This window comes from Neobacillus sp. SuZ13, from assembly GCF_030123365.1.
GTDB lineage: Bacteria > Bacillota > Bacilli > Bacillales > Cytobacillaceae > Neobacillus.
The window spans coordinates 1689272-1716098 of sequence record NZ_CP126107.1 but is presented as its reverse complement, the minus strand read 5'-3'; the positions used below and the strand labels follow the sequence as shown (position 1 = coordinate 1716098).

Annotated in this window: 25 protein-coding genes; 2 read left to right on the top strand and 23 right to left on the bottom strand. The window is 38.4% G+C overall.

Annotated features, from left to right (window positions below; all coding sequences use genetic code 11):
* Nucleotides 1–57 precede the first annotated feature (57 nt).
* The 17 genes from murG to QNH17_RS08265 all read right to left on the bottom strand — a co-directional run bounded on the left by murG (nucleotide 58) and on the right by QNH17_RS08265 (nucleotide 20018).
* The gene (gene murG, locus QNH17_RS08345) at nucleotides 58–1161 is read right to left on the bottom strand and encodes an undecaprenyldiphospho-muramoylpentapeptide beta-N-acetylglucosaminyltransferase (RefSeq protein WP_283878251.1); all 1104 of its coding nucleotides are present in this window, start codon (nucleotides 1159–1161) and stop codon (nucleotides 58–60) included.
* 153 nt (nucleotides 1162–1314) lie between these two features.
* Nucleotides 1315–2421 carry a stage V sporulation protein E gene (gene spoVE, locus QNH17_RS08340; protein ID WP_481858582.1) on the bottom strand — a complete coding sequence of 369 codons (1107 nt, stop codon included), beginning with the start codon at nucleotides 2419–2421 and terminating at the stop codon, nucleotides 1315–1317.
* A gap of 95 nt (nucleotides 2422–2516) precedes the next feature.
* Nucleotides 2517–3869 carry a UDP-N-acetylmuramoyl-L-alanine--D-glutamate ligase gene (gene murD / locus QNH17_RS08335; protein ID WP_283878249.1) on the bottom strand — a complete coding sequence of 451 codons (1353 nt, stop codon included), beginning with the start codon at nucleotides 3867–3869 and terminating at the stop codon, nucleotides 2517–2519.
* Nucleotides 3870–4844, bottom strand: coding sequence for a phospho-N-acetylmuramoyl-pentapeptide-transferase (mraY, locus tag QNH17_RS08330; RefSeq protein ID WP_283878248.1), 975 nt, complete (start codon nucleotides 4842–4844; stop codon nucleotides 3870–3872).
* A gap of 1 nt (nucleotide 4845) precedes the next feature.
* Entirely contained in the window at nucleotides 4846–5289 is a 444-nt protein-coding gene (locus QNH17_RS08325) for a hypothetical protein (RefSeq protein WP_283878247.1), read from the bottom strand.
* Between the two features lie 2 nt (nucleotides 5290–5291).
* A complete protein-coding gene (locus QNH17_RS08320) occupies nucleotides 5292–6752 on the bottom strand; it encodes a UDP-N-acetylmuramoyl-L-alanyl-D-glutamate--2,6-diaminopimelate ligase (RefSeq protein ID WP_283878246.1) in 1461 nt (486 codons plus the stop codon).
* Between the two features lie 191 nt (nucleotides 6753–6943).
* Complete coding sequence (locus QNH17_RS08315; RefSeq protein ID WP_283878245.1) at nucleotides 6944–8863, bottom strand: stage V sporulation protein D; 1920 nt, start codon at nucleotides 8861–8863, stop codon at nucleotides 6944–6946.
* A 116-nt stretch (nucleotides 8864–8979) separates the two neighbouring features.
* Nucleotides 8980–11217, bottom strand: coding sequence for a penicillin-binding protein (locus QNH17_RS08310; protein ID WP_283878244.1), 2238 nt, complete (start codon nucleotides 11215–11217; stop codon nucleotides 8980–8982).
* 2 nt (nucleotides 11218–11219) lie between these two features.
* Nucleotides 11220–11573: a cell division protein FtsL gene (ftsL, locus tag QNH17_RS08305; protein WP_283878243.1), complete on the bottom strand. Its 354-nt coding sequence runs from the start codon at nucleotides 11571–11573 to the stop codon at nucleotides 11220–11222.
* Nucleotides 11574–11634: 61 nt separating this feature from the next.
* On the bottom strand, nucleotides 11635–12567 hold the full coding sequence (gene rsmH, locus QNH17_RS08300; protein WP_283878242.1) for a 16S rRNA (cytosine(1402)-N(4))-methyltransferase RsmH: 933 nt from the start codon (nucleotides 12565–12567) through the stop codon (nucleotides 11635–11637).
* 63 nt (nucleotides 12568–12630) lie between these two features.
* Nucleotides 12631–13062 carry a division/cell wall cluster transcriptional repressor MraZ gene (mraZ, locus tag QNH17_RS08295; RefSeq protein WP_144548875.1) on the bottom strand — a complete coding sequence of 144 codons (432 nt, stop codon included), beginning with the start codon at nucleotides 13060–13062 and terminating at the stop codon, nucleotides 12631–12633.
* Between the two features lie 693 nt (nucleotides 13063–13755).
* A complete protein-coding gene (gene bshC / locus QNH17_RS08290; RefSeq protein WP_283878241.1) occupies nucleotides 13756–15390 on the bottom strand; it encodes a bacillithiol biosynthesis cysteine-adding enzyme BshC in 1635 nt (544 codons plus the stop codon).
* Nucleotides 15391–15478: 88 nt separating this feature from the next.
* Complete coding sequence (locus tag QNH17_RS08285; RefSeq protein WP_026566364.1) at nucleotides 15479–15874, bottom strand: DUF3397 family protein; 396 nt, start codon at nucleotides 15872–15874, stop codon at nucleotides 15479–15481.
* Entirely contained in the window at nucleotides 15871–16773 is a 903-nt protein-coding gene (locus QNH17_RS08280) for a 2-dehydropantoate 2-reductase (protein ID WP_283878240.1), read from the bottom strand. Before QNH17_RS08280 ends, QNH17_RS08285 begins: the two co-directional genes overlap by 4 nt.
* Nucleotides 16774–16891: 118 nt before the next feature.
* A complete protein-coding gene (locus QNH17_RS08275) occupies nucleotides 16892–18433 on the bottom strand; it encodes an acyl-CoA carboxylase subunit beta (protein WP_283878239.1) in 1542 nt (513 codons plus the stop codon).
* Between the two features lie 21 nt (nucleotides 18434–18454).
* Nucleotides 18455–18667: a biotin/lipoyl-containing protein gene (locus QNH17_RS08270; RefSeq protein ID WP_144548865.1), complete on the bottom strand. Its 213-nt coding sequence runs from the start codon at nucleotides 18665–18667 to the stop codon at nucleotides 18455–18457.
* A gap of 13 nt (nucleotides 18668–18680) precedes the next feature.
* Nucleotides 18681–20018: an acetyl-CoA carboxylase biotin carboxylase subunit gene (locus QNH17_RS08265; protein ID WP_283878238.1), complete on the bottom strand. Its 1338-nt coding sequence runs from the start codon at nucleotides 20016–20018 to the stop codon at nucleotides 18681–18683.
* 236 nt (nucleotides 20019–20254) lie between these two features.
* On the opposite strand from QNH17_RS08265, the gene QNH17_RS08260 reads away from it, so the two are divergent.
* A complete protein-coding gene (locus QNH17_RS08260) occupies nucleotides 20255–20728 on the top strand; it encodes an N-acetyltransferase (RefSeq protein ID WP_283878237.1) in 474 nt (157 codons plus the stop codon).
* Nucleotides 20729–20955: 227 nt separating this feature from the next.
* On the opposite strand, the gene QNH17_RS08255 is transcribed toward QNH17_RS08260, so the two are convergent.
* The 4 genes from QNH17_RS08255 to QNH17_RS08240 all read right to left on the bottom strand — a co-directional run bounded on the left by QNH17_RS08255 (nucleotide 20956) and on the right by QNH17_RS08240 (nucleotide 23327).
* A complete protein-coding gene (locus tag QNH17_RS08255) occupies nucleotides 20956–21585 on the bottom strand; it encodes an RsfA family transcriptional regulator (protein WP_283878236.1) in 630 nt (209 codons plus the stop codon).
* Nucleotides 21586–21668: 83 nt separating this feature from the next.
* Nucleotides 21669–22430 carry an enoyl-CoA hydratase/isomerase family protein gene (locus QNH17_RS08250; protein ID WP_283878235.1) on the bottom strand — a complete coding sequence of 254 codons (762 nt, stop codon included), beginning with the start codon at nucleotides 22428–22430 and terminating at the stop codon, nucleotides 21669–21671.
* A gap of 112 nt (nucleotides 22431–22542) precedes the next feature.
* A complete protein-coding gene (gene rpmF / locus QNH17_RS08245; RefSeq protein WP_026566356.1) occupies nucleotides 22543–22716 on the bottom strand; it encodes a 50S ribosomal protein L32 in 174 nt (57 codons plus the stop codon).
* A gap of 89 nt (nucleotides 22717–22805) precedes the next feature.
* Complete coding sequence (locus QNH17_RS08240) at nucleotides 22806–23327, bottom strand: YceD family protein (RefSeq protein ID WP_144548856.1); 522 nt, start codon at nucleotides 23325–23327, stop codon at nucleotides 22806–22808.
* A gap of 255 nt (nucleotides 23328–23582) precedes the next feature.
* Here QNH17_RS08240 and QNH17_RS08235 point away from each other — a divergent pair, with 255 nt between their 5' ends.
* Entirely contained in the window at nucleotides 23583–24797 is a 1215-nt protein-coding gene (locus QNH17_RS08235; RefSeq protein ID WP_283878234.1) for a nucleotidyltransferase, read from the top strand.
* A gap of 85 nt (nucleotides 24798–24882) precedes the next feature.
* Here QNH17_RS08235 and QNH17_RS08230 read toward each other — a convergent pair whose 3' ends face one another.
* Nucleotides 24883–25902, bottom strand: a complete 1020-nt coding sequence (locus QNH17_RS08230) for a SepM family pheromone-processing serine protease (protein WP_283878233.1) — start codon at nucleotides 25900–25902, stop codon at nucleotides 24883–24885.
* A gap of 8 nt (nucleotides 25903–25910) precedes the next feature.
* Nucleotides 25911–26690, bottom strand: coding sequence for a patatin-like phospholipase family protein (locus QNH17_RS08225; protein ID WP_283878232.1), 780 nt, complete (start codon nucleotides 26688–26690; stop codon nucleotides 25911–25913).
* Nucleotides 26691–26827 lie beyond the last annotated feature (137 nt).

The following is a 26827-nucleotide window of genomic DNA, read 5'->3' as shown; positions in this document are numbered from 1 at the left end:
ACCACCCTTACTTTCCTAGAAGCATTTAAATCAGTTTATGCTAAAAATCTTTTTGGGCTACTTTTGATTTGTGTTTACCAGTTCTTGCATTAAGGAATAAAGTCTTGAAGCTGAATCCGGCACACCCATTTTTTTAGCCTTTACTTTCATTTCTTTTAATTTATCTTTATTTAAAAGAATGCGATCAATATGATTCACAAGACTATTATTGTTTAAGTCCTTTTCTAATAATAGTTCTGCAGCACCATGGTCACTTAATGACCGAGCGTTTTTCTCTTGATGATTATTTGTTACATATGGACTTGGGACTAAGATGCTTGGGATACCAAGTGAGGTTATTTCTGCAAGTGTCGTCGCTCCTGCTCTCGATACCACTAAATCTACCCCGGCAAGTACTTCTGGCATATTATGAATAAACGGTTTAATGACTACATTTTTAGGGTTTCCAATCAAGTCAACTTCCTTTTTGACATCCTCAAAATGGACGTCTCCCGTAATATAAAGTACTTGATATGGTTTCTCAGCCAAATCAGCGAATGCCTTAACCACTGCCTCATTTATCGGCCTGGCACCTCGACTGCCACCGAAGATTAAAACCACCGGCATGGTTGCACTAAGCCCAGCAGCAAGACGACCTTGAATCCCGTCCTTGCCAATTACTTCAGATGCACGAGGATTCCCTGTAAAAACTGTTTTCTGTGCTGGAAAGTACTCTTTTGCCTCATCAAAACAAATGGCAATCTTGTTTACATATCTGCTTAAAAATTTATTTGTTAAGCCCGGAACACTATTTTGTTCGTGAATGATCGTAGGGATGCCAAGCTTAGATGCAGCATACACAACAGGCCCGCAAACATATCCGCCTGTTCCGATGACAATGTCTGGTCTGAATTCCTTTAACATTCTTTTACTGTCTTTCACACCTTTTAGGAAGCGAAGTACCGTTTTTACATTTTCAAAGGAGAGTTTTCTCTTAAAACCTGTAATATGAATCGCTTTAAAATCAATATTTTCCCTCGGAACTAATTTGCTTTCCAAGCCATTAGTTGTTCCTATGTATAAGAATTGTGCCTCTTTGTTCTGTTTTTGTATTTCACGAATGAGTGCGAGAGCAGGATAGATATGCCCGCCTGTCCCTCCACCACTAACAACTATTTTCATTTTTTCCACCTCATTAACTATTTAACACCTAATGCCTACCCTATCTTACTATAAAAACAATCGTAATAACGCAAATGAAAAAAGAATGTTATCTAATTGTAAATTATCACAGCCTAAAATAAAAAGAACCCTGCCGCTAAACAGGGGGAAGGTTCATAATCTCGAATACCTGCTGATATTAAGGAGTACACCAATCGCCATTAACATCAAGGTCAAACTAGAACCTCCATAGCTTAAAAATGGCAAGGTAATGCCTGTAACAGGCATAAGACCTGTAACAACACCAATATTAATCATAACTTGAATCGCTACCATGGCGATGATACCTACTGCTAGAAAACTGCCATATAAATCCGGTGCACCTAATGCGATTCGAATCCCTCTCCATAATAACAGTGCAAACAAAAGTAATATGAATGAACCACCAATAAAGCCTAGTTCTTCAGAAAGAATCGCAAAGATAAAGTCTGTCTGAGGTTCAGGCAGGTAGAAGAACTTCTGCCTGCTCTCGCCAAGTCCGAGCCCAAACAATCCGCCAGGACCAATCGCATAGAGTGATTGAATAATTTGAAATCCTGTCACTAACGGATCCGACCATGGATCCAAAAAAGATGTGATCCGTTTAATTCGGTATGGAGCGGAGGCAATAAGACCAATAAATCCAGCGACTCCTAACAGTCCCAGAAAGGCAAAATGACTTACACGAGCACCTGCAATAAAAATCATCACAACACAGGTTCCCATCATCACTGTGCCTGTGCCTAAATCCGGTTGAAGCATGATCATTGAAAAGGCTAGAAAAGCAAGACCTAATGAAGGAATAAGACCCTTCTTAAACGAAGTAATTAACTTTTGCCGTTCGGAAAGATACTTAGCCAAAAAAGCAATCATTGCCAGTTTCATAAATTCCGAAGGCTGGATTGAAAAGGCACCAACACCAATCCAACTACGAGAACCATTTCTTTCATTTCCAATCCCAGGAATTAACACAAGAATAAGTAACACAAAACAAACTAGTAAAAAGGTTTTGGACCAGGTCCGCCACGTCCAATAATTGATGTTCATTATGAAAAACATGGCAGCAACTCCAACTCCGGCAAAAAGAGTTTGCCTTTTTGCAAAGAAAAAGGAATCATTAAATTTATATTCAGCCCAAATAGCACTTGCGCTGTAAACCATGATAAGTCCTATTGCCAGAAGCGTGAATGTTACAATCAATAAAATAAAATCAGGAGTTGTTCTCTTTGTCGGCACCACCATACACCTCAACTGCTAGTTTTAGGGCTTAGCTAGTAGTTATAGTTTTAAGCTGAACTTAGATGAACGTCTAGCTCTAGCGCCCAATGGACAAGCCCTTACTTAAGCTTATGCACCGCATCGATAAAAATGTCTCCCCTGACCTCAAAAGTTTTATATTGGTCCCAGCTGGCACATGCTGGAGATAATAATATCACGTCACCTGATTCAGAGTATCGATAAGCCTCAGGCACAGCCTTGTCAACATTATCGACACGGTTAATCTGTTTTATTCCCGCTTCCTTCCCAATGCGTTCCATTTTAGGTGCAGTTTGCCCAAAGGTTATCATTGCTTTTACATTTTTTAAATAAGGAAGTAGTTCATCAAATTCATTTCCGCGATCCAAACCACCTGCAAGGAGAATTACCGGGGCTTCAAAAGCAGCCAAGGCATTAACCGTCGCTAAAATGTTCGTTGCTTTCGAATCATTGTAAAACTTTCTTCCGTTCACTTCTCTTACGTATTGCAGACGGTGCCTGACACCAGTAAACGTTCGGAGAACCTGCTGGATGGCGCTATTTTCTACACCTGAAAGCTTTGCTGCAGCCATAGCAGATAAGATATTTTCAAGGTTGTGATTGCCCGGCAAAGCTATGTTCTCAATTTCCATTACTTTATCATTATTAAACATAATCCAGCCATTAGATAGATATGCACCTTCAGTCAGCTTCTTCTTTGTCGAAAAAGGAATAATTTTGGCCTTAGAGTGACGTGCAACTTCTAATGTTTCTTCTTGATCCGCATTAACAATAAGATAGTCAACTTCAGTTTGATTTTTTGTAATGTTTGCCTTTGCAGCAATATATTCCTTTTTTGTCCCATGATAATCTAAATGGGCATCATAAAGGTTTGTAAGTATGGCGATCTTAGGTTTAAACGTGTCAATTCCCATTAACTGAAAAGAAGATAATTCAATGACAATTGTATTCTCTGCCGTTGCCTCCTCGGCTACCCCTGATGCAACGGTACCGATATTCCCTGCGATTAACGGGTGTTTCTGACCCTCATTTAGCATTTCATAAACCAAAGTTGTCGTTGTTGTTTTCCCATTTGTCCCTGTGATCCCAATAAACGGGGCTTCAGATATTTCATAAGCAAGTTCGACCTCAGTAATTACAGGGATCCCTTTTTCTATAGCACCTGAAATCATTGGGTTGTTATATGGAATACCAGGATTCTTGACAATTAACTCGAATCCTTCATCAAGCAGCTCAATTGGGTGATCACCACAAATTACTTTAATTCCTAGCTCTAGTAATCCCTGAGCCTCTGGATTTTCCGAAAATGGCTTTTTGTCATTAACAGTTACAAATGCACCAAGCTTATGTAATAGGGCGGCAGCTGTTACCCCGCTTTTCGCCAAACCTAGGACAAGAATTTTTTTATGACTGAAAGAGTTATTCTGTTTCAATTATAACCACACCTCAATATAGATTCCTAATATCGCAAGAATTAATCCTACACTCCAAAAAGTGACAACCACCCGCCATTCCGACCAGCCAACTAATTCATAATGATGATGTAATGGGCTCATACGGAAAATCCGTTTACCCGTCGTTTTGAAGGAAATAACCTGTAAAATAACCGATAACGTTTCAATAACAAATACTCCACCAATGATAATAAGTAAAATTTCAAGCTTGGTAAGAATAGCAATCGTTGCAATTGCACCACCAAGTGCAAGTGAACCTGTATCTCCCATAAAAACCTTAGCAGGATGGGCATTAAATACCAAGAATCCTAGTACAGCGCCTACCACCGCCACAGAAAATATAGCAATTTCCATCTGAGATTGATTCCACGCAAGGACAGCAAGTGCACCAAATGCAATAGCTGCGGTGCCTGACACCAAGCCATCCAGTCCATCTGTTAAATTAACAGCATTGGAAAACCCAACTAACCAGAATATGATGAAGAAAATGAAAAACCATCCTAAATCAAATGTGGAATCCGTAAAGGGAATGCTTATTTCGGTAGAAAAACCTTGTTGTTTATAAATAAGATAAAAAATTACTGAAATAATGATTTGTCCTGCCAGTTTTTGTTTAGAAGTTAATCCTAAATTCCTTTTAAGAGCAACTTTGATAAAATCATCTAAAAACCCCAGCAATCCAAAACCAAGTGTAACAAGAAGCAGCAAATAAGTTTTAACCGTCGGTTCAGAAAACTTACCTGTCATTACAAGTGTCGTAATAACAATCGAAAACAAAATCATTACACCACCCATGGTGGGTGTGCCTGATTTTATTTGATGGGATTTTGGCCCCTCCTCACGAATGCTTTGTCCAAATTTCAACCTTCTTAAGAAGGGAATAAAAACTGGAGAAAGCAATACTGAGATAAGAAATCCCATAATTATTGTGAAGAAAATAACTTGCTCGAGCATTTTATTCCCTCCTTTCAGCGTCGTATTTGCTAGTAATTTCATTTAACATCTCAGCTATATCATATGTTTCTTTATTTTTATTAAGAAGTTTTTTATTTGTAATTTTAAAGTTAGTTATTTCCATAATTTCATCTGTTTCTCCATTTAATTTTTCAATATAACGATTTAGGATAGTTACAATCGCCTCTGCCTGGTCTGGTGTATAGAATATTGGAAAATGGTTCGGTGTATAGCTTGGAACTTCGTTTCCTTCCTCCCAAATCGCGGCTATTGCTCCGTTAGAAATTGCCTCAGAAAGTTCCCCTGCGTTTTTAGTTAATGATACAAATAATCCTTTTGGCTGTGCTGTGTGAGCATGGTCGCAAACTGTAAAAAATAGCAGGTTATCTTTGACTCCACGACTATTCTCAAATAGACTTGTCAAGTCTTTTAAAGCTAAGTACATAGCTATCTCCCCTCAATCGCTTCCCTAGCAACTAACCGATCGTCAAAATCGTGAACTACATTGCCAATAATTTGATAGGTTTCATGGCCTTTACCTGCGATTAAAATCACATCACCTGCTGATGCCTCTCGAACAGCAGTTTGGATTGCTTCTTTGCGGTCAGGGATCATTCGGTATGCTGAACCTTGCACTCCTGCTTCCATGTCCTTTAATATTGCTATCGGGTCCTCACTTCTTGGGTTATCCGAGGTTAGGATTGGGTCGGAGGCCAACTGACATGCTATTTGAGCCATCAACGGTCTCTTCGTCCGATCACGGTCACCACCACAGCCAACAATAACGAAAACCTTCTTCTTTGCAAAATGCTGAACCGTTTTTAATACATTTTCAAGACTGTCAGGTGTGTGGGCATAATCAACAATAACCGTAAATTCCTGTCCTGCATTTACAAGCTCAAATCTACCTGATACGCCTTTTACACTTTCAATCGACTGAATAACTGCCTTAATATCAATGCCGGACACAACGGAAGCCGCAATACTTGCTAAAACATTATAAACACTGAATTTACCAATTAATTGCATCTTAATTGGATATTTTTCCGATTGGACAACAAGCTCAAACTGGGTACCTGAAGAAGTCATTTGGATGTTCTTCGCTTGAAGATCAGCTTTATTGTCGATTCCATATGTAATAACATGTGCAGCAGTCGACCTGCGATACATATCAGAAGCTGGGTCGTCAGCATTTAATATGGCAAATTTAGGTTTTTGGTGATCAAATGTATTACCAAGCTGGGCAAATAATAAACTCTTTGCACGCTTATATTCTTCCATTGTTTTATGATAATCCAAATGGTCCTGCGTAAGGTTTGTAAACACAGCCACATCATAATCGCAGCCATGTACCCTGCCAAGATCTAACGCATGCGAGGAAACCTCCATTACTGCTATATCAACACCTGCTTCAACCATTTGTCTAAAGGTTTTTTGAAGTGTTAAACTTTCCGGGGTTGTGTTTTTAGTTTCAATCGTCTTGTCAGCTATTTTAGTATACATCGTGCCAATTAGACCTGTTTTTTGATTGGCATCGGCGAATATTTTCTCAATTAAATGGCTGGTGGTTGTTTTTCCGTTTGTTCCGGTAATTCCGATCAAGTGCAGGTTTTTCGTTGGCTGCTCATAAAAAGCATCAGCTAGCACTGCCATTGCTCTCGTTGTATCTTTAACAAGAATGACAGGTACATCTAGTGATAACGGACGCTCAGCTAATACGGCTGCTGCCCCGCTTTTCACAGCAGATTCAGCAAAATCATGACCGTCTACTGTGTATCCCTTAATACAAATAAATAAGCTCCCGTTTTGCACCTTCCGATTATCGTTCTCAATCGAAGTTATCTCTGGATCCTCACCTAGATAAGGAACTAGAAGATGCAAATTCTTAAGCAGCTTTTGTAGCTTCATTTCTCTCAAATCCTCTCATAACCGTACATACATATGACTAATTTTCACCTTTGGAAATTCCTCTTAAGAAAGTTCCATCTTATTTTACATTAAAACATTTTATTTTGCTATTTAGTAATCAAAGCTTAATGAAAAAATTAGGCGGCGGAAATCATTCCGACCGCCTCTTCTTACATGAACTTTTAGTTGCATTAATCTTCTTTACCAAAATAAAGCCTAATTTTTGACCCTTCTTTAACCTTGGCGCCTGCTTCGGGAGATTGCCTTACGACTACATCACCCTCACCACTAGCATCAATTTTTAGATTTATCAGTTGATCCATTAGCTCCATTTTTGTTAATCCTGTGAAATCAGGTAATTTTATTAACGGTGTATCTGGCCATTTCAGTTCCTTTTCAATTTGACCCTTTCGAGGTTTAATCCCCATCTGGCTCAAACTATCCTTCATTATATTACCAACAATTGGAGCACTGACTGTTCCACCGAAGGCTGTTACTCCTTTTGGATTATCGACTGCCACATAGACAACAATTTGTGGATCATCTGCAGGAGCAAATCCAACAAAGGAAACGATAAAATTATTTTCTAAATATCTTCCGTTTTTCGCTTTTTGGGCTGTTCCAGTTTTTCCACCTACTCGGTAACCATCAACAAATGCCCTTCCACCGGACCCTTGGGCAACTACACTCTCAAGAGCATGGCGGATTTCTTTTGAAGTTTCTTCCGTAATTACCCGGCGTTTTTCAACTGGGGAATTTCTCATTACGACTTCGTTGGTAATTGGATCTACGAGCTCTTTTGCAATATACGGCTTATATAATATCCCGCCATTAATGGCTGCTGATACAGCCGTAACCTGCTGGATAGGTGTAACTGATACCCCTTGTCCAAAGGCTGTCGTTGCTTGTTCAACAGGCCCTACACGATCTAAATTGAATAAAATCCCCGTTCCTTCGCCTTGTAAATCAATACCGGTCTTCTGACCAAAACCAAAATCCTTCACATATTTAAACAATTTTTCTTTCCCAAGTCTTTGTCCTAATTCGACAAACCCAGGGTTGCAGGAATTTTGCACAACTTCTAAAAAGGACTGATCGCCGTGACCGCCTCGTTTCCAGCACTTTAATCTAGCTCCCGCTACCTGAACCGACCCTGAATCATGGAAATGTTCCTTTTCTAAATTCACTTTTCCTTCATTCAAGGCTGCTGCCAGGGTAATAATTTTAAAAGTAGATCCTGGTTCGTACGTTGACCATACAGGGAGATTGCGGTTATAAACCTCTTGTGGTACATTTTGAAAATTAGCTGGATCAAAGGTCGGTCTGCTCGACATGGCTAATATCTCTCCATTGTTTGGGTTCATTGCAATTGCAACAATCCCGTCCGGGTTATATTTTGCGTCTGCGATATCCAACTCTCTTTCCACTATTGTTTGGATTTTTGAATCGATTGTCAGCTTCAATGCGAGACCATTTGTCGGCTTCTCATAATCATCTGCCATATCGTTCATTCTTTCCCCTTTAGCATTTGCATAAAATTTAACTGAGCCCCGTTCACCACTTAGCTCTTTATCATAATATTGTTCTAAGCCCATCAATCCCTGGTTGTCCACTCCTGCAAACCCAAGAACATGTGATAGATAGCTCCCCATTGGATAATGCCGCTTAGAATCTTCACCAATATAGACACCTTCAAGTCCTAATGACCTGATTTCCTTAGCCTTTTCATGTGAAATTTTTCTGCCTTCCTTGATTCGAACAATCCTTTCTCTCAGGGTAATATCCCTATAAGCCTTTTCTTTTGACATATTTAAAACGGAAGCAAGCTTTTCCGCTGTTGTTGCCGGGTCTTTAATTTGTCTTGGAACAACCCAGACGGTTGGAGTACTAATATTTGTTGCCAGCGGTACGCCATTCCTGTCAACAATTTCTCCTCGTTCAGGTTCAAAGGGAATATTACGGCTCCAAGAGTCTTTAGCACCTGCTGTTAACCAATCACCAAGGACAAATTGAACATATCCTAGCCGGACATCAATAATTAAGAAGGTGAGAATACCAAGGAATAGTGCAATCATTAATCGTTTACGAACAGTAACATTTGAAACACGCATAGTTTGAACGACCCTCCTTTTTCTATCGTTCATTTATATGCTTGTACTTTTTCCCTTAGAACGCTGGTTAGGGTGATTAGATAGGAAAAATCCCGCTAAGACAGCGGGATCTTCTATTAATCCTGGACTGGTTCTTCAGTATTTTCTTCCTGGGCATTTGTTTTTTCATTATTTTCCTGATTCCACTGTTCTTCAGGAGTCTTTAAGTCTACGATTAAAAAATCTCCTTTTTGAACATGTGTTTTCGGTTTTATATTCTGCTGGGTTACAAACCCTTTGCCCTTTGAATTTAACTTTAATCCAGCAATATTCGCTACTTTCATTACATCTCTAAGTGACCAACCTGTCATATCAGGGGCAATAATTTCACCATTCGTTTGTATGATTACTTTCTCACCCTGTAAAACTGTTGTCCCAGACTCTGGCAGATGCCTAATAACTTTTGATCCTTTTCCAATTACGACAGGTTCAATACCTTTTCCTTTTAGAGCAGCTACGGTTTCAACAACCGATTTGCCCTTAAAATCTTCTAGTTTATCCATTTTTGCCTCCTCAAGTTGAGAAGGCTTAATGTTTAAGTAATGAAGGCTGTTTTTCATGACTGGGTTAAAAATTGCCGAAACAGGAATAGCACCTTGACCAGTTTCAAGCCCTTCTAATTTAGGCTGTTGAACCGCAACATAAACTATTAATTCCGGATCATCCTTTGGTGCCATCCCTAAAAATGAGAACATATAGTTATTAGCACCTTGTAAATACCCGCCATTCGGTCCAGGGATATTAGCTGTTCCCGTCTTTCCAGCAACACTGTATCCATCAATTTTATAACGGCCGCCAGTACCCTTTGGTGAGGTAACAACAGTTTCAAGGATATCTCGAACCTCTTTGGCCGTTTCTTTTGTGATTGGTGTTGAAACAACTTGAGAGGATGATGATTTAATGACCTCACCTGTATCATGATTGACAATTTTTTTAACCACATGCGGTTTTATCATTTTCCCACCATTTGCAATGGCTGTTGCCGCTTGAATTTGCTGTATAGGTGTTATTGCTGTTCCCTGCCCGTAAGCAGTAGTAATTTTTTCAATCGGATAGGTAAATTGAATTTTCCCTGATGTTTCGTTGGGAAGGTCAATTCCTGTGGGCTTATCAAAGCCAAACTTTGTTAAATATTCTCGGTACTTTTCAAAACCAAGCTTCTCTTTTGCTATTTTTGCAAAAGCAACGTTTGATGAACGCTGTACACCTTCTAGATAGGTGATCTGACCCCATCCAGAGTAATTATGATCATGAATTGCTTTATCCCTTTTCGTTACTTGATATGAACCAGATTGATAGGTTTCGTTTGGATTGAACACCTTTTCCTGGACAGCTGCTGCAAGCGTAAAAATTTTCATGGTTGAACCAGGTTCAAATGAAGTTTCAATCGCTTCATTATGCCAGCCGTCTTCAATTCCTTCTTTTGTTTTTGGATCAAAAGAAGGACGTTGTCCCATTGCTAATATTTCACCAGTTTTCGGGTCCGCAACAATCGCAATGATTTTTTCCGGGTTATATTCCTTTGCTGCTTTGTTCATTGCATCTTCTAAAAAGGTTTGAATTTTTTGGTCAATGGTTAAATAAACATCATTCCCATTTTGGGCAGGTGTAATTTTTTCTTTTCCATCAGGAAGGATATACCCCCACAAATCACTTTCAAAATTAACCTTCCCATTTGTCCCCGTTAATTCATCATTTAAACTTTTCTCAATGCCCATTTTACCCACTGACTTAATACTTTTGTCCTTTTGCTCAATCCGGTCAGCATAACCCACTAAGTGGGAAGCAAATACACCATTAGGATAGAAGCGTTTGGAATCACGGATAAATGTAATGCCGGGAAGTTTAAGTTTCTCAATCTTACTCTTTGTTTCGTGGGTAATATCTCTGCCTTCTTTGCCGAATTCAACCTGAAATTTATGATTTTTTATTCCTTTTGATAAGATACTATAAATCTCTAATTCGTCCATCTCTAGATATTTAGCTAATTCTTTTGCCGTTTTCTCTGGATCTTTTACGTGCTGAGGCTTTTTGGAATTAGTTGTCATCTTTTTATCTAATATAGCAATTAACGTATAGGCATTGGTATCTTCAGCAATTACTTCGCCATTCCGGTCTAAGATATCGCCCCTTAAAGCAGCCAAATTCCCTTCCCTGCTGTATTTTTCTTGCGCCTTTGCAGCAAGAGGCTGTCCATCAACCTCACCAGTGATTTGAATTGAAAAATATCTGAAGAGTAAAACAAAAAAGAGCAAACCAAAAAATCCAAATAAAAGGGTTGCTCCTGCATTCATATAGGGCTGTTTCTTGTTCATTTCTAATGCACTACCTTGACGTTATTTTCGTTTTTTATAAGACCCATTTCCTTGGCCTTCTTATAAATTCGATCGTACGCACTCAATTCACTTACTTGAACCTGCAAATCACTATTTACTTTCTGTTGTTCCGACACTTTTGCTTCCATAATTTGTATATCTTTGTTAACATCATAAATTTTGGCTTGATTTGAAATAATATGGACCGCACCAAAACATACAAATCCGGCAAAAGCTATTCCAATAATTTTTTCCCCTGGAGTGAGCCAGGATTTTTTAATAATGACTTGTCTCTTTTGTTGGACTTCCTGCTCCGTGTGTTGCTGTTCTAATTTCTTCCTGGCAAGATTACTCAAACTTTTCCCCTCCAGCTTATTATCTATTTTTAAATCTAGGTTTGAATTTCTGGATTTTTTCTCACAGCTTTTCGGCAACTCTTAATTTAGCAGATCTAGCGCGATTATTTTGCTCTAATTCTTCATCAGATGGAAGGATCGGCTTCCGTGAAATTAACTTTAATATTGGTTTAAATTCATCTGGAATGATTGGTAAACCTGGGGGTAAATTAGGAGTCTCACTTGCCTTCTTAAAGGCTGCCTTACAAATCCTGTCCTCAAGTGAGTGGAAGGTAATAACGCTTATTCTTCCCTCAGGGTTTAGCAAGTCAATCGCTTGATTTATTGACTGTTCGAACACCGCTAATTCATCATTCACGGCAATTCTGATTGCTTGAAAAACTCGCTTCGCCGGATGTCCACCTTTCCTTCTGGCAGGGGCTGGAATCGCATCCTTAATCAACTCTACTAATTCTGCCGTGGTTTCAATCGGCTTTACCATCCTTGCTGCTTCTATTTTTCGAGCTATTTGTTTAGAGAATTTCTCCTCCCCATAGCGAAAAAAGATGCGAACCAAGTCTTCATAGGCCCAATGATTAACCACGTCGTAGGCAGAAATATCGGCTTCATTATCCATTCTCATATCAAGTGGTGCATCATGGTGATAGCTAAAACCTCTTTCGGGAGTATCCAATTGCGGAGAGGAAACTCCTAGGTCGTAAAGAACTCCATCCACTTTAACAATTCCTCGATTTTCAAGTTCTTCTTTCAAGTATAAGAAATTGCTTTTAATAATTTCTAAACGATCCCCATATTCAGCTAACTTCTCTTTTGCGTGTGCAATTGCTGTTTCATCTTGGTCAAATGCAAATAGTTTACCTTGGGCTCCAAGTTTTGAAAGAATAAGTGAACTATGCCCCGCGCCACCCAAAGTACAATCAACATAAATTCCATCAGGCTTAATATTTAAGCCATCAACAGCTTCTTTTAACAATACAGTTGTATGTTCAAACATGTAGTAACCACCTTTTCCAATCGAACGATATATAACAGAAAATATATTAACATAATTTATCCATTATATATCAAAGCCAATCATATTTTCTGCAATTTCTGCAAAAGATTCTTCTGACTCGGTAAAATAGTCTTCCCAAATCTGCTTGCTCCAAATTTCAATTCGATTGGAAACACCTAAAATTACACATTCTTTTTCCAACTTTGCATATTGCAAAAGTGGTGCAGGGATATTAATTCTTCCTTGTTTATCAAGTTCACTCTCTGTTGCTCCTGAAAAGAAGAATCTAGTAAAAGCCCGGGCATCTTTTTTTGTCAGAGGTAAGCCTTTTAATTTCTCTTCAATCAGCCCCCACTCTGATAACGGGTAACCAAACAAACATTGATCCAATCCACGTGTAATGATAAACATGTCACCAAGCTCATCACGGAATTTGGAGGGCACGATCAGTCGGCCTTTATTATCAATGCTGTGATGGTATTCACCCATGAACATACCCTCGACCCCCACTTTCTATTAAAAATGTACCACATTCCCCCACTTTCCACCACCCATTTTTAAACTATTCTTCTTAAAACCCTGAAATCCTTTTTTATCCAGAAATTTCTCAAAAAAAAAAAAAACTTCACAGCTGTGAAGTTCAGATTATCGAGAAAGGTTCTCAGGAGTGTCTATGCAAACTGGCCTGTTGATTTCCGATCCGGTCACTCGCTTCAATCAACAGAGAGGTAAATCAACCTAATCATTTCCCACACTCTTTATATACTCTTGCTAAATGGGTTGCAATCTTTATTATTTTTGGGAGATGCAATAAGGAGAACCATTTCACTAGTATTCTGAAAGAAAATTCTATCTTTAATACGATGTTAGCGATTCCAGCTTTGACTAGACATATTTGGCTTAAACATTGAATTCACCACATATTTTTATTCTTTATTGTATTGCAGAACTTTATTGAATACACCTGTTGACCTTCGTTCCAGGCGGCGAAGACTCCTGCGGGAGTACGGGACAGGGGAGACCCCGCAGGCGCTGAAAGCGGCGAGGAGGCTCCCCGAACCGCCCGCGGAAAGCGAAGCCGCCTGAAACGGAAATCAACAGACTAGTTTAATTAGCCAAAACAAAAAAGACTGTCGACAAATCCATCGGATTTGTCGACAGTCTGAAACTTCACAGCTGTGAAGTTTTCTACATTTTCATTACCTTATGCCGGCCATCAAATTCAAATGTACCTGACATTAAGTCATGAATAAAATTCAACCCATATTGATTTAGGTAATAAAATATATTCCAAACCCTTTCTTGGGGAAAGCCATCCGGCCTTAATGACAGTTCCACACGGTCATATTTTTTAAGGATATTATCGTGTTTCAGCTTTCCTGCCTCATATAATTTGGTTTCCATAAACTCGATTTCTTTAAGTAAGTAACCTTCGTTTTTCTTTAACAAAGGTAATAAACCGCGGTCCAACTCAACTGTCTTATCTTCTATTAATCGGTACTGATTTACTAATTGTTCTTTCGCTAACGAAAATAGCGAAACCACTTCTTTATCTTTTATTTTTTCTAGAAATTGATTTCTCTCTTTTTCCATTCCATTGCTTAATATATCGGTTAAGTTTAAATGTAAATCAGTAACATCTGTTTCAACAGATCGATCAAAGATCGTAATGTTCAAACGAGGAACAATAGGAGGCATCTTAATATGAAAATGCTCAAAGACTAGTTTTAGTTCTGCCCAGTAAGAAATTTCTCCCGGTCCCGCAATGAAAGCAATGGATGGGAAGAGCCATTCCTGCATTAATGGCCGAGTCACCACATTATTGCTTAAAGAAGCTGGATTCTCCTCTGCATACTCCACTAGTTGTTCTCTTGAAAATGATAAAGCCCCATTCTTCCCCACAAAACAATCATTATCGCGATCATATTCAAGTAAATTCCGGTCATGCATTTTCTGGTCATAAAAGAAAAGGTTCGCATTCCTTTCACTTGCATCAATTGTTATCGGAAAACCTTTTTCGCCAATTCGCCTTTGTTGTTCCAATAATTTGTTTGTAATCGCTTCATGGTGTAGGATTTGCTTTTTAAAAAATTCTTTCTGCAGCATTCGAAACTCTTTGTTTCCAGAATCAACAATTAATAACCCGTAATCCTTAAACAATTCCATTATAATGTTGGCAAAGAAATCGACGAAGGTGGTTGATTTCGATATTTGTTCTTCAGCGAATTTTAATAATGTATTCGTATGTTCTGTCTCACCGAAGTTTTCAATTAAATTGTGTACCCAAGTAAGACAGTCTTCTTTGTTTAGCTGAATATCAGAGACCATCTTCTTTTGAAGCATTCTTGCAGGGTATGTCCATTTATCAGCCTTTTGGTTCGCTGGTACAAACACATGATTAACTTCATGGAAATCATGGTCTTCTCCAGCAATCCAAAAAACAGGAATCACCGGCACGCCTAGCTGTGCCTCTTTTTGCTCCGCCAATTTAATAATAGAGATAACCTTATGTATTGAATATAACGGGCCGGTTAAAATACCTGCCTGCTGTCCCCCAATAACAACGAGGCTATTATTTGATTTTAGTTTATCGATTGACTTTATAACAGCTTCTGACGATGGAAACCGCTTCATAAAGCTCTCAATGTGTTCAGCAACCTCTAAGCGAGGAAATGATCGGTTACTAAGTTCAGCAACTCGTTTGGCATCATCGGTTCCATCATTAAACCGGTAATGAAAAAAAGGCTGGATTTCTGGAGATTGTTCCAAATAATTCGAAGCAAACCGATTGGTTGCTGGTAAAGAGAGATTTAAAATCTCCATTCATGTACTTCCTTTCTGATCACCCAAATTCATTCTGTTAAGAGTATACCACTACCAACCAAATTTGAAAAAAACTTTGGCTTATATTTCAGTTGGTAAAAGTAAAAATCAATGCTCGATGAATTAATCCATAAAATGTTAAGGTGAGGTATGCAAGAAGAAAAAGGAGAAAATTAAAACGCCAAAAACCCTTTATCACTTTTTTTAAGATAATTTCTTCTTTTACTTTCCAATGAACCAACACAAAAATCATCGCAATTAAAATCATTATTAATATTATTAACCAAAAATATGATTTTTCCCATATAGTAACAATTAAAAAATGAACGGATATAATAAATAAAAATGTTGTAGAATCTAGTGACATATGAACTGCCTTTCGCGTGTTTTTTGTCACAAGTTTCATTACCATAAAAACAAATAAAAATCCTAAAAATGGGATGGCAAAGAAAATAGAGATGAAATAGGATAGAAAAGTAATCAAACGTAATCCTCCTTTATCATTTCTTTTCCTTTAATTAAATAATATAGGTTCTCAACTTGTGGAGCTTTCAAACCTTTATGCTCAGCCTCCTCTAAGATATATCCCAAAATTGCATCCACTTCTGTAATCCTGTGCGCTTCTATATCTTTAAGCATGGAGGAACGGTTAGCAGAAGTATTTTTACAAATAGTAATAATTTGCTGCAATTGTTCTTCTGTATTTTCTAGATTTAAAATCGAAGATACCTCGGAATATAAATTTTTTAGGACCTGAAAATAGTATTCATTTTTTATTAATTTGCCATTTTCCACCTCGAGGATGGCAGTTAATGGATTAATAACGGCATTGACAACTAGTTTACTCAGCAGCATTGTAAAATAATCCTCCTTAAAAACAAGTGGAAATTCCAATGGTGCAAAAGAGATACATTTAAACAACAGTGCTGGGTCCCCTTTAAATACTGCAACTTTTGTCACAGCTTCACCATTATGGGAAACGGTATATGAATTTTCTTTCAGCGCACCGTGCTCAACTGAACCAACAAAAATATTAGTGAACGGGATGGTTTCAATCTGTTTTAAATGGCCCATACCATTCTGTAAAAATAAGAGATTGTTAGGAAGAATGGGCAACTGATTAATTTTTTCAATAATTGGCTGAAGTTGATATTGCTTAACGGAAATGATGGTAAGATTCTCATTTCCCTTCCATTCATTTATTGGCAAAGCCTTTATTTTGGATATCGTTTGTTCTTCTTTTTTCTTCAGCACAATTCCATATTTAGTTATCTCTTTTGCTTGTTCTGGTGTTCTGGTGTATACCGTAACATCTAATATTCTACTAAAATATGCTGCGAATAACAGGCCAATCGACCCTGCACCAATAATTCCAACCCTCATGGTAACCCCTCTTTTAGTCGTCTTTACCCATATTTTATCAGAAGCTGCCGATAGTTTGTTACTAAGAATTCGAAAAAATTAAACCCTATTCGACAAACACCGAATAGGGCCAAAAAAGTTAGACTGGGTATACCGGATGTTTACGCATGCTAAAATTTAATTCCTTGGTTTCATAATAGGCAAAGCGTTGAATCAGAACATTTCGTAATTCTGAAGGTGCGACAATTTCATCTACAATTAATTCAGACGCCAACTTATAAATGTCGATATGTTCTTTGTATTCCTTATGCTTTTCTTGGACAAACGCGATTTTTTCTTTCGGATCTTCGATTTGATTAATCTTATTGGAATAAACCGCATTTACTGCTGCTTCCGGTCCCATAACGGCAATTTGTGAGGTCGGTAAAGCGATACAGCAATCCGGCTCAAAAGCTGGGCCAGCCATAGCATAGAGACCAGCACCATAGGCTTTTCTAACAATGACAGAAATTTTCGGGACCGTTGCTGAACTCATCGCTGCAATTAACTTGGCTCCATGACGGATAATGCCCGCACGCTCCACCTTTGTTCCAATCATGAAACCAGGTACATCTGCCAAAAATAAAAGAGGAATATGAAAGGCATCACAGAGTTGAATGAATTTTGCAGCTTTATCTGCAGAATCTACAAATAAAACACCGCCTTTCACCTTCGGTTGATTAGCAATAATTCCAATTGGTCTTCCATCGATTCTCGCAAACCCCGTTATCAATTCAGGGGCAAACAATTTTTTTATTTCATAAAAACTTGCATTGTCCACAAGCCTATCAATACATTCATACATATCAAACGGTGCATTTTGATTTTCAGGAATAATTGCTTCTAATTCACGACCCTGTTTTGCTTCTACACCAGCAGTCATTTTTGGTTTATCTTTAAAACTAGCAGGAAAGTAGCTGATATATTTTTTGGCTGATTCAATCGCTTCTTCTTCACTATAGGCAAGAATATCCCCGCAGCCGCTAACTGAACAATGCATTCTTGCACCGCCCATTTCCTCAAGTGTTACTTTTTCGCCAATTACCTTTTCAGCCATCCTTGGTGACCCCAAATACATAGATGCGTTTTGGTCGACCATTATGACGATATCACAAAAGGCAGGAATGTAGGCTCCACCAGCCGCGGAAGGGCCAAACAAAATGCATACCTGCGGAATCATCCCGGAAAGTTTCACTTGGTTGTAGAAGATTCTTCCTGCTCCCCGGCGATTTGGAAACATCTCTAATTGATCAGTTATTCTTGCCCCTGCAGAATCGACAAGATAGAATAACGGGACCTTTAATTTTTCTGCAACTTCTTGAATGCGAATAATCTTTTCAACGGTTCTTGCTCCCCATGAACCAGCTTTGATCGTTGAATCATTCGCCATAACACAAACCGTTTGGCCATTAATTTTCCCAATTGCTGTGACAACACCATCTGCAGGCAGATCACCAGCTTTAAAATTGGCAAATTTACCATCTTCCTCGTAGTTTCCCTCATCAAACAATAAGGAAAGTCGCTCACGTACAAATAACTTTTTTTGCTCTTTAGCTTTCTGATGATATTTTGGATGCCCGCCAGCTTCAATCAGTTTACGATTCTCATTTAATTGCTCATTCAATGTATTGGTAACAGACACAATTTTCCCCCCTCAAAACTTTTATTCTAGGACGATCAGTACGTCGCCTTCATTAACAAAATCACCAATGTTTACTTTTACATCTAATACCAAACCTTCTGCATTGCTTTCAATCGGAATTTCCATTTTCATAGATTCAAGCATCACCACTTCCTGACCAAGTTGAACTTGATTCCCTTTTGCCGCGAATATGTTTAAAACTGTACCTGCCATGCTTGCTGTTATTTCTTTCATTTTCATTCTCCCCTTAGTTCACTAAATTTTTTGTTAAAAAGCTTGTGTTGTACTTCCCCTTTTGAAAGTCATTATCTGTTAGTACATTAAGGAAAAGTGGTGCATTTGTTTTAATTCCTTCGATTTTCAGGTCTTTAAAGAAGCGAACCGCTTCTTCTAATGCTTTTTCACGTGTTTCATTGTGAATAATAATTTTCGCAATCATTGGATCATAGAACGGTGTAACCGTTCCACCTTCATCATAACCTGTATCAATTCTCACTCCCGCAGAATGACTCCAATCAAGCGTGTTGATTTTACCTGGCGACGGTAAAAAGCGGACAGGGTCTTCAGCATAAAGCCTAAATTCAATGGCGTGGCCTGACAAAGTGATTTCATCCTGGAGCAACGGTAACCGTTCACCACGAGAGATGAGGATTTGCCATTTCACTAAATCGAGACCAGTTATCATTTCAGTCACCGGATGTTCAACCTGGAGGCGGGTATTCATTTCTAGAAAATAAAAATTTTCGTTCTCATCAACTATAAATTCAATTGTCCCTGCATTTGTATAATTAACAGCACTCGCCGCTTTTAAGGCTGTTTCAAACATCTTGTTTCGTGAATCGTCCGATAAACTAGGTGACGGAGATTCCTCGATTACTTTTTGATGTCTTCTTTGAATCGAACAATTTCTTTCAAACAAGTGGACGACATTTCCATGGCTGTCTCCAAACACCTGGACTTCAACGTGTCTTGCATCTTTGATATATTTTTCGATAAAGACTTCGTCTGAGCCAAAATAGGCCATTGCTCTGGCTTTAGTCTGAGCAAAAGACTTATCGAGCGCTTGCTCATCTTCACAAAATACCATTCCAATCCCGCCGCCGCCGCTGCTTGCCTTCAGCATCACAGGGTAGCCGATTGTATCTGCAAGAGCAATTGCTTCCTCACTGGTTTTTAAACCGCAGCCACTGCCGGGAACGACCGGGACCCCCGCCTTTTCCATCGTTCGACGCGAAATAATTTTATCACCCATTAATTCAATAGTTCCCGGGTTCGGGCCGATAAAAATAATACCTTCCTCCATTGCTCGTTTAGCAAATGCAGCATTTTCAGATAAAAAGCCGTAACCAGGGTGAATTCCATCTACTTTCTCCCGTTTTGCTATTTCTAAAATTTTATCAACTTGTAAATAGGACTTGTTTACAGGAGGTTCCCCCACACAGAAAGCCATCGTTGCTTCTTTTACAAAGGGCATATCCTTATCAGCTTCGGAATAAATAGCAATTGTTTCAATCCCCATCTCCTGACAGGTTCGAATAATCCGAAGGGCAATTTCTCCTCGATTAGCAATTAAAATTTTTTGCACACTTTTTCCCCTTTCGTCCCCTTTTTATTCCACCATTTATATGTTTCTACATGATTCTCTTAATTTCCTGCAAATTTTTGAAAACGCTTTCCGAACTTATAAGAAGAATTTTTTGAGTTTTTGTTATATAATGAAAGGGATTCATTTGAAAAATGCCAAAATTAGTTCATTTCATGTTATTCAAGAGCAAAAGAATATATACAAGATTTTGAGTAATCATATTTAGGAGGTTGACTATGGCAGTAAAAGTGGAAAGACTCAAGGTTAATTTTAAAACACTAGAAGAATTTAAAAAATTTAAAGAATATGGGATTCAAGAATTATCAATGCTTGAAGATCTTGAAGCAAATATGGTTGATAATAATAGTGACTCCCCTTTTTACGGAATTTATTTTGGAGACAAATTAGTAGCTCGAATGAGTTTATACCAAATTGATGCCAAGTTTGACCGCTATTTCTATCCGCCTCAAGATTACTTAGAGTTATGGAAACTTGAGGTACTACCCGATTATCAAGGTAAGGGTTATGGCATGGCGCTTGTCGAATTTGCAAAAAGCTATGGTCTCCCGATTAAGACGAATCCAAGAGTACAATCAAGAGATTTTTGGGAAAAGATGGGCTTTGCGAATGTAGATTACGATATGGAGCGTGACCGTGGCGAAAATCCATTGGTTTGGTACCCTTCAGGAGTAGAGGCACAACATCATTAAAAAGCGCAAGCGCCCGTTTAGCGGCGTATGGACTGGAGCACTCCAACTGAGATAAAGGAAACACGAAAAGCGATAGCGCATTCGTGCTTGACTTATCGTAGGGCGGAGAGCGAAGTACACTAGCCGCTGGGCGCTGGAGCTGGATTCAGAGAGCTATTACAATTATCTACAATACAATAAATATATCTTCTAAACGATAAAAAAAGCGGACATTGAGTCCGCTTTTTCTACTTTTCTACTCTTTCAAGATTACCATTTTTGTCCATTTGGAATTTTACTTTTTGTTGTCGGTCCTCATCTTGAAGAACTACCATTTTCCGAGCTCTTTCCATAATTTCAATTAATGATCGATAGTCCTCTTCGATTGCTTTTAAATTTTTAGATAATCTTTCGTTTTCTGCGGCCAAATAGTATGCCTTTTTTTCCAACTCTTTGATTTTTTCATTCGATTTCTTCCGTTCCGCTTCATTGTTAGATGAGGCTTGTGCTTTTTGTTGAAGCCCCTCTAAATAATGGATCACCGCCGTAAATGTAATCGTGCCTCCTTGTTCATTTCCTGTTGGTGAAGGAACAGCTTCTACTTTAACTGGTTCTTCATAGGTTTCTATTTCATTCAACACTGGCTGTTTTTTCAACTCTTTACGCTGCTTTTTAGCCAGCTCTATGCCTGATTTATACTGTTTTCTTACAAACGAATTCCAACGAAAGCCACAGGCTGCTGAGGTACGCGTGAGCTGCTTTCCTACTTCTTCGAATGCTTGCAGTTGCGTCCCGCCTTCCCGGATGTGTCGTAACACAACCTCAGCAAGCAACAAGTCTTCATCTTGGGACCATGCATCTTGTCGAGTTGGTGACATTAAATCATCCCTCCTAGTGTTTTTATAATACATATGCATCTACTAGAAAAGATAGACTTAATCAAGCCTTGTGTTTTTCATCTTTATTCATTGTTTTTTTGTATAAACGCACTTACATATTCATGATGGATATCGCTTTCCCACAAGATAGCACAATTCCTAACCTCTTCCTCTATTCTTTCGCGCAGATTTGTTTCTTCCCACTTTTTAATCCAAATCCTTTTATAGGATTTCAGTACATTTACATCTCTAGATATCAATTGTCCAAGGTATGTTTCACAAGCCTGAAGAGATTGATCAATATATAGAGAGTTAATAAACCCAATTTCCTTTAAATATGAGGCTGTTTGGAGTTCTGCTTCCATTAAGAGCTTCATTGCACTGGCAACAGGCAACTTCTCTGCTAAAATTGAACCTCCTCCCCATCCCGTTGTTATTCCTTGCTTCCCTTGCACAAACCCTGCCAATATACCTTCTCGCGCTATGCGAAAATCGCAGGCAGCCGCAAGTTCACAACCGCCGCCAACGGCTGTTCCATTAATGAGAGCAACCGTCGGAATAGGAAGTGTAAGCAGCGAATAAAGAATATTTGCCATTTTTGAGAGCATCCCATAAGCTTCTTCCTTTGTGCGAAGAGAGTGAAAAACAGATAAGTCTCCACCTGAACAAAAAGCGCGATCATCTTCTCCGGTAATAACCAGTGCCTTAATATCAGGGTGAAAAGATCTTTTTATTGCTTCTGCCAATCCTTCCATAACGTCAAAATTAATAGCATTTCTTTTTTCACTTCTAGTAATAGTAAATATCAAAAAACCCATATCACGCTTTTCTATCTTGTACGACAACCTACAACACAGCCCTTCGTTATTATTTTCGCAAAGATGAGTATGTATAAATCCAAAGAAACGACAAAAGCACAAGGGAATTAAACCCTTGTGCTTTTTATCTTATCGAAAATTAGTCGTTCACTACGTCTTTTCCTTTGTATGTTCCGCAAGCTTTACATACACGGTGTGAAAGTTTCATTTCACCACAGTTTGGGCAGCTTACCATACCAGGTACGTTTAATTTAAAATGAGTACGACGTTTTCTTTTTGCAGTTTTAGAAGTCCTTCTAAAAGGTACAGCCATTCTTCCCACCTCCTTAAAGAGTATTAAGAAAGTAATGAAGGCCAGGAATTCTGGGTCTTCACTTTGCTTCTTAGATTTGTCGATTAAATTTACGAAGAAGAATTGTTTTCATCGAAAAACTTTGCGAGACCTGCTAGTCTCGGATCAATTTTTTTAGATTGATCTTCTCCATGAACAACTTCCCAATCCTTGCCAGATTGTGGAGCAGCATCTTCACGATTAACATCTTCGCAAAAAACTTGCATTGGTACCTCAAGTAAAAGAATCTCTCGAAGGATTGGCATTACATCAATCACTTCACCTTTCACTTGATATGCTTCCTCTTCAGCTTCATAAACTGAACCTTGTAAGAGAAACGTTTCAGTTGTTTCGACATTAATTGGAAGTTTAACATCCACTAAAGTACGAGAACATGGAAGTATTAAGTAACCTTCTATTGTTAAATGGAATGTTACTTTGGTTGAATCGATATCGCCCCGACCAGTAATATGCATCGGAGAAACTTCTCGGATGGTTGGATCATCTTGTTTAATCTCGTCCACACGAACTATCTCATCAATAATAAATTCCTTGTTTCGATATTTTTGTAATTGACTTAATGTCCATTTCAATTGAATCACCCCAAGGCAACAAAGGTAATTATAGCCTTCGATAAATTTTTTGTCAATGTTTTTTCTTTACACCCCGTCAGATGATTAAAAAAGCAAAATGTACCTACCTGTTTTCTATACTAGTTTAACCAGATACGTCTTTTGCAAACATCCTTAATATCTTACCATATAATTTGATTGGTTTCCTTAAAATATTGCTATAATGTTAAGAAAAGCGGAAGCATATGAGAATTTAAGGTTATAAGGAGAGTACAAATGAGAGCTGTTGGATTAATCGTGGAATACAACCCTTTTCATAATGGGCATGCCTATCATTTACAATCATCTAAGGAAGCAGCAGAAGCTGATATTGTTATTGCAGTAATGAGTGGTAACTTTTTACAACGCGGGGAACCTGCACTTGTATCCAAATGGCAGCGAGCTAAAATGGCATTGCTTAATGGTGTAGATATTGTTCTTGAACTTCCATATTGCTTTGCAACTCAGAAAGCGGAAACCTTTGCAAATGGTGCGGTGTCAATGTTGGATGCAGTGGGCACTCATTGCCTCTGTTTCGGGAGTGAAAGCGGAGACATAAATGATTTCCTTCAAACAATAGAATACTTAGAAGAGAAGCATCATCCATTTAATAAAAACATTAAACAGTACCTGGACACAGGTGTCAGTTATCCAAAAGCTTTATCCCTTGCTTATGAGCAATTGCCAGATTCGGATAAATTTTTGGATTTAGCTAAGCCAAATAATATTCTAGGACTCGAATACATAAAAGCTATAAAACAACAAAAGTCGACTGTCATCCCAATGACGATTGCTCGAAAAAATGCTAACTACCATGATCAAGATTTTACCTCTGCAACAATTGCAAGTGCAACCAGTATCAGGAAAGCCATCTTTGCTGACAGCGATGGTGAATCTGCTATTGACCAATATGTACCACAGCCGACCAAACAGTTGCTAAAAGAATATTTACAATCTTATCAAGTATTTCACCAATGGGAAAACTATTGGAGTTATCTTCAATTTCGTTTAATTCATGCTAGCCCGGAAGAGCTGAGAGATATTTATGAAATGGAAGAGGGGCTTGAAAATAGACTTCTCTCTGCAGCAAGGGAGGCTGATACTTTTCTTGAGTTTATGCAGAAAATTAAAACGAAACGTTATACTTGGACAAGACTGCAGAGGTTATGTGTTCATATTTTAACTAATTCGAAAAAAGTGGACATGGCAATAATCTCAGAAAAAGCCTCTTATTTAAGACTTCTTGGTATGACTACAAGGGGCAAGGAATATCTAAATAAAAACAAGGCTCATCTCAGTCTCCCTCTAATATCGAAACTTTCTTCTTATAAAGGAAAAGAGATTAACCTAGATATTAAGGCAGCACGGATTTATTCTCTCGGCATCCCAAGTCATTTAAAAAATAAAATGATCCATCAAGAATATGAGCAGCCACCTATTTATATAAAGTAAAAAGCTCTGTTAAACAGGGCGCCAAAATAAAACAATATTTCCCAACTTAACCAAAATAAAAAGATGATGTGTGTGCACCATCTTTTTATTTTTCCTTTAGCTTTTCTAAATAACTAACAGCTTCGTCAAATGTATCAATAGGAACAATTTTCATTTTGGTTTTTATCTCACGGGCGGTCTTTACTGCATCCCGATAATTGGAATTCTTTATTCCTTTTTCATTAGGGGCTAAAAAGATTTCCGCGCCTGCCTTGTCTGCTGCAACAATTTTTTGTTCAATTCCGCCAATAGGACCAACAGTCCCGTCCACTTCGATAGTCCCTGTTCCTGCAATTTGATAACCTTTTGTCAAGTCTCCTTCAGCCAACTGGTTATAAATTTCTAAAGAAAACATGAACCCTGCGGAAGGTCCGCCAATTTCATCCGTTTTTACCTTAACTTTTGGATCAACTACTATTTCTTTATCATCAACGAGCGAAATCCCAATTCCAACCTTTTGAGGATCCTCCTTAAAAGCCTGAAGTTTTAATGTGACAGTCTTTGTACTTTTATTTCGTAAATATGTTAATTCTACCTTGTCACCCGCATTTTTCTTACTTACGTAATCAATGAATTTTTCCGATGAAGGTAATTGCTTCCCATCCACTTTAAAAATCCGGTCACCCGCGGAAAGTTTCCCATATGCAGGCATATCAGGAATCACTTGGACCACATAGATCCCTTTATATTTGTATTTTACAGGCAACCCCGCTTTCCGGTAAGCTACCTCTATTGCATTTAGTTTCGACCCCGCCATAAGATGAAGCTGTCTCGCATTGTATTCTTCCTCGGTTTCTTTTTTATTTAATATCATATCAAGTGGATAAAGCTCTTCATAATTTCTAACCTTTGCTTCTATATAAGAGAATATATTGGCTCTACCCATTCTAACCGTCGTAAGCATAAAATTCCCTTCATCCTTATCCCCGCCTTCAACAGTAATGATTGGTCCAAGTTCCTTCGCCATTCCCGGTTTGGAGACATAATATGGCAATGAATAAAACATACCCCAAATAAAAAGAATCGTAATAATTAGAGCAGAACCTATATATATTTTTTTGCGCATCGCAGTATTTACCCCTTCCACTGTTCAATCACGGTTTTTATTTGCGTTAAGTGTTTTTTCGCTTCTGCCTCACCTAGATTAATAATCTCCTCTATATTTGTGAAGGCTCGTGAACTATAGATTTCGACAGGAGGGCGAATCATTACACTAGCAGCAATTTCCCGATTGTTAATTATTTCTGCTTGCATAATATCTATGCTCTGCATGATGACATCATAAATAGAGGTAATTTCGGCATTACGCTTTACCCTGGAAACATCGACTGCGATAACGATATCCGCCCCCATTTCCTTAGCGACAGAAACAGGAACACGATCAGATACGCCGCCATCTACAAGAATTCTGCCATTATATTTTTCCGGTACAAAAATTCCAGGTATCGAAATGCTTGCTCGGACAGCCTCTGCGACAGAACCCGTTTTAAATACCACCTTTTCCCCCGTCAATAAATCAGTAGCAACGATTCCAATTGGAATCGAAAGCTCCTCAATATTTTTCCCGTGGGTAAATACCTTGATAAATTCTTTTACTTTTTTTCCTGAAATAAAGCCCATTTTTGGAACTGTAAAGTCCAAAAAGTACTTCCTCTTGAAGGCAGTGGATAATTTATATAACCGATCCATATCAATACCTGCACCGTAAAAACTGGCAACTAGTGCTCCCATACTGCTGCCTGCAATTAGATGAATCGGAATTTCAGCATCTATTAATGCTTTAATGACACCTAAATGAGCAAACCCGCGTGCACCTCCTGAACCAAGCGCCAAACCTATTTTTGGGTGCTCCATAATTGTAGACCTCCTATCAATACCTAATCAAAATAATTGATTTCTTAATTGACGGACTTTACGAATTCCTTCCATGTAAAAGTGAAATCTCGTTCAATCTTATGGTCTAAATAAACGTTCTATGAGTATATTTGAGT

Excerpts from the sequence above, each read along its gene's own strand:
- murG (WP_283878251.1), bottom strand. The coding sequence starts at position 1,161 with ATGAAAATAGTTGTTAGTGGTGGAGGGACAGGCGGGCATATCTATCCT.
- rsmH (WP_283878242.1), bottom strand. The coding sequence starts at position 12,567 with ATGTTTGAACATACAACTGTATTGTTAAAAGAAGCTGTTGATGGCTTA.
- mraZ (WP_144548875.1), bottom strand. The coding sequence starts at position 13,062 with ATGTTCATGGGTGAATACCATCACAGCATTGATAATAAAGGCCGACTG.
- QNH17_RS08280 (WP_283878240.1), bottom strand. The coding sequence starts at position 16,773 with ATGAGGGTTGGAATTATTGGTGCAGGGTCGATTGGCCTGTTATTCGCA.
- QNH17_RS08235 (WP_283878234.1), top strand. The coding sequence starts at position 23,583 with ATGAGAGCTGTTGGATTAATCGTGGAATACAACCCTTTTCATAATGGG.
- bshC (WP_283878241.1), bottom strand. The coding sequence starts at position 15,390 with ATGGAGATTTTAAATCTCTCTTTACCAGCAACCAATCGGTTTGCTTCG.
- QNH17_RS08260 (WP_283878237.1), top strand. The coding sequence starts at position 20,255 with ATGGCAGTAAAAGTGGAAAGACTCAAGGTTAATTTTAAAACACTAGAA.
- mraY (WP_283878248.1), bottom strand. The coding sequence starts at position 4,844 with ATGCTCGAGCAAGTTATTTTCTTCACAATAATTATGGGATTTCTTATC.
- QNH17_RS08225 (WP_283878232.1), bottom strand. The coding sequence starts at position 26,690 with ATGGAGCACCCAAAAATAGGTTTGGCGCTTGGTTCAGGAGGTGCACGC.
- spoVE (WP_481858582.1), bottom strand. The coding sequence starts at position 2,421 with ATGGTGGTGCCGACAAAGAGAACAACTCCTGATTTTATTTTATTGATT.
- QNH17_RS08255 (WP_283878236.1), bottom strand. The coding sequence starts at position 21,585 with ATGTCACCAACTCGACAAGATGCATGGTCCCAAGATGAAGACTTGTTG.
- QNH17_RS08310 (WP_283878244.1), bottom strand. The coding sequence starts at position 11,217 with ATGAACAAGAAACAGCCCTATATGAATGCAGGAGCAACCCTTTTATTT.
- QNH17_RS08325 (WP_283878247.1), bottom strand. The coding sequence starts at position 5,289 with ATGTACTTAGCTTTAAAAGACTTGACAAGTCTATTTGAGAATAGTCGT.
- QNH17_RS08230 (WP_283878233.1), bottom strand. The coding sequence starts at position 25,902 with ATGCGCAAAAAAATATATATAGGTTCTGCTCTAATTATTACGATTCTT.
- QNH17_RS08315 (WP_283878245.1), bottom strand. The coding sequence starts at position 8,863 with ATGCGTGTTTCAAATGTTACTGTTCGTAAACGATTAATGATTGCACTA.
- QNH17_RS08320 (WP_283878246.1), bottom strand. The coding sequence starts at position 6,752 with ATGAAGCTACAAAAGCTGCTTAAGAATTTGCATCTTCTAGTTCCTTAT.
- QNH17_RS08270 (WP_144548865.1), bottom strand. The coding sequence starts at position 18,667 with ATGAAAGAAATAACAGCAAGCATGGCAGGTACAGTTTTAAACATATTC.
- rpmF (WP_026566356.1), bottom strand. The coding sequence starts at position 22,716 with ATGGCTGTACCTTTTAGAAGGACTTCTAAAACTGCAAAAAGAAAACGT.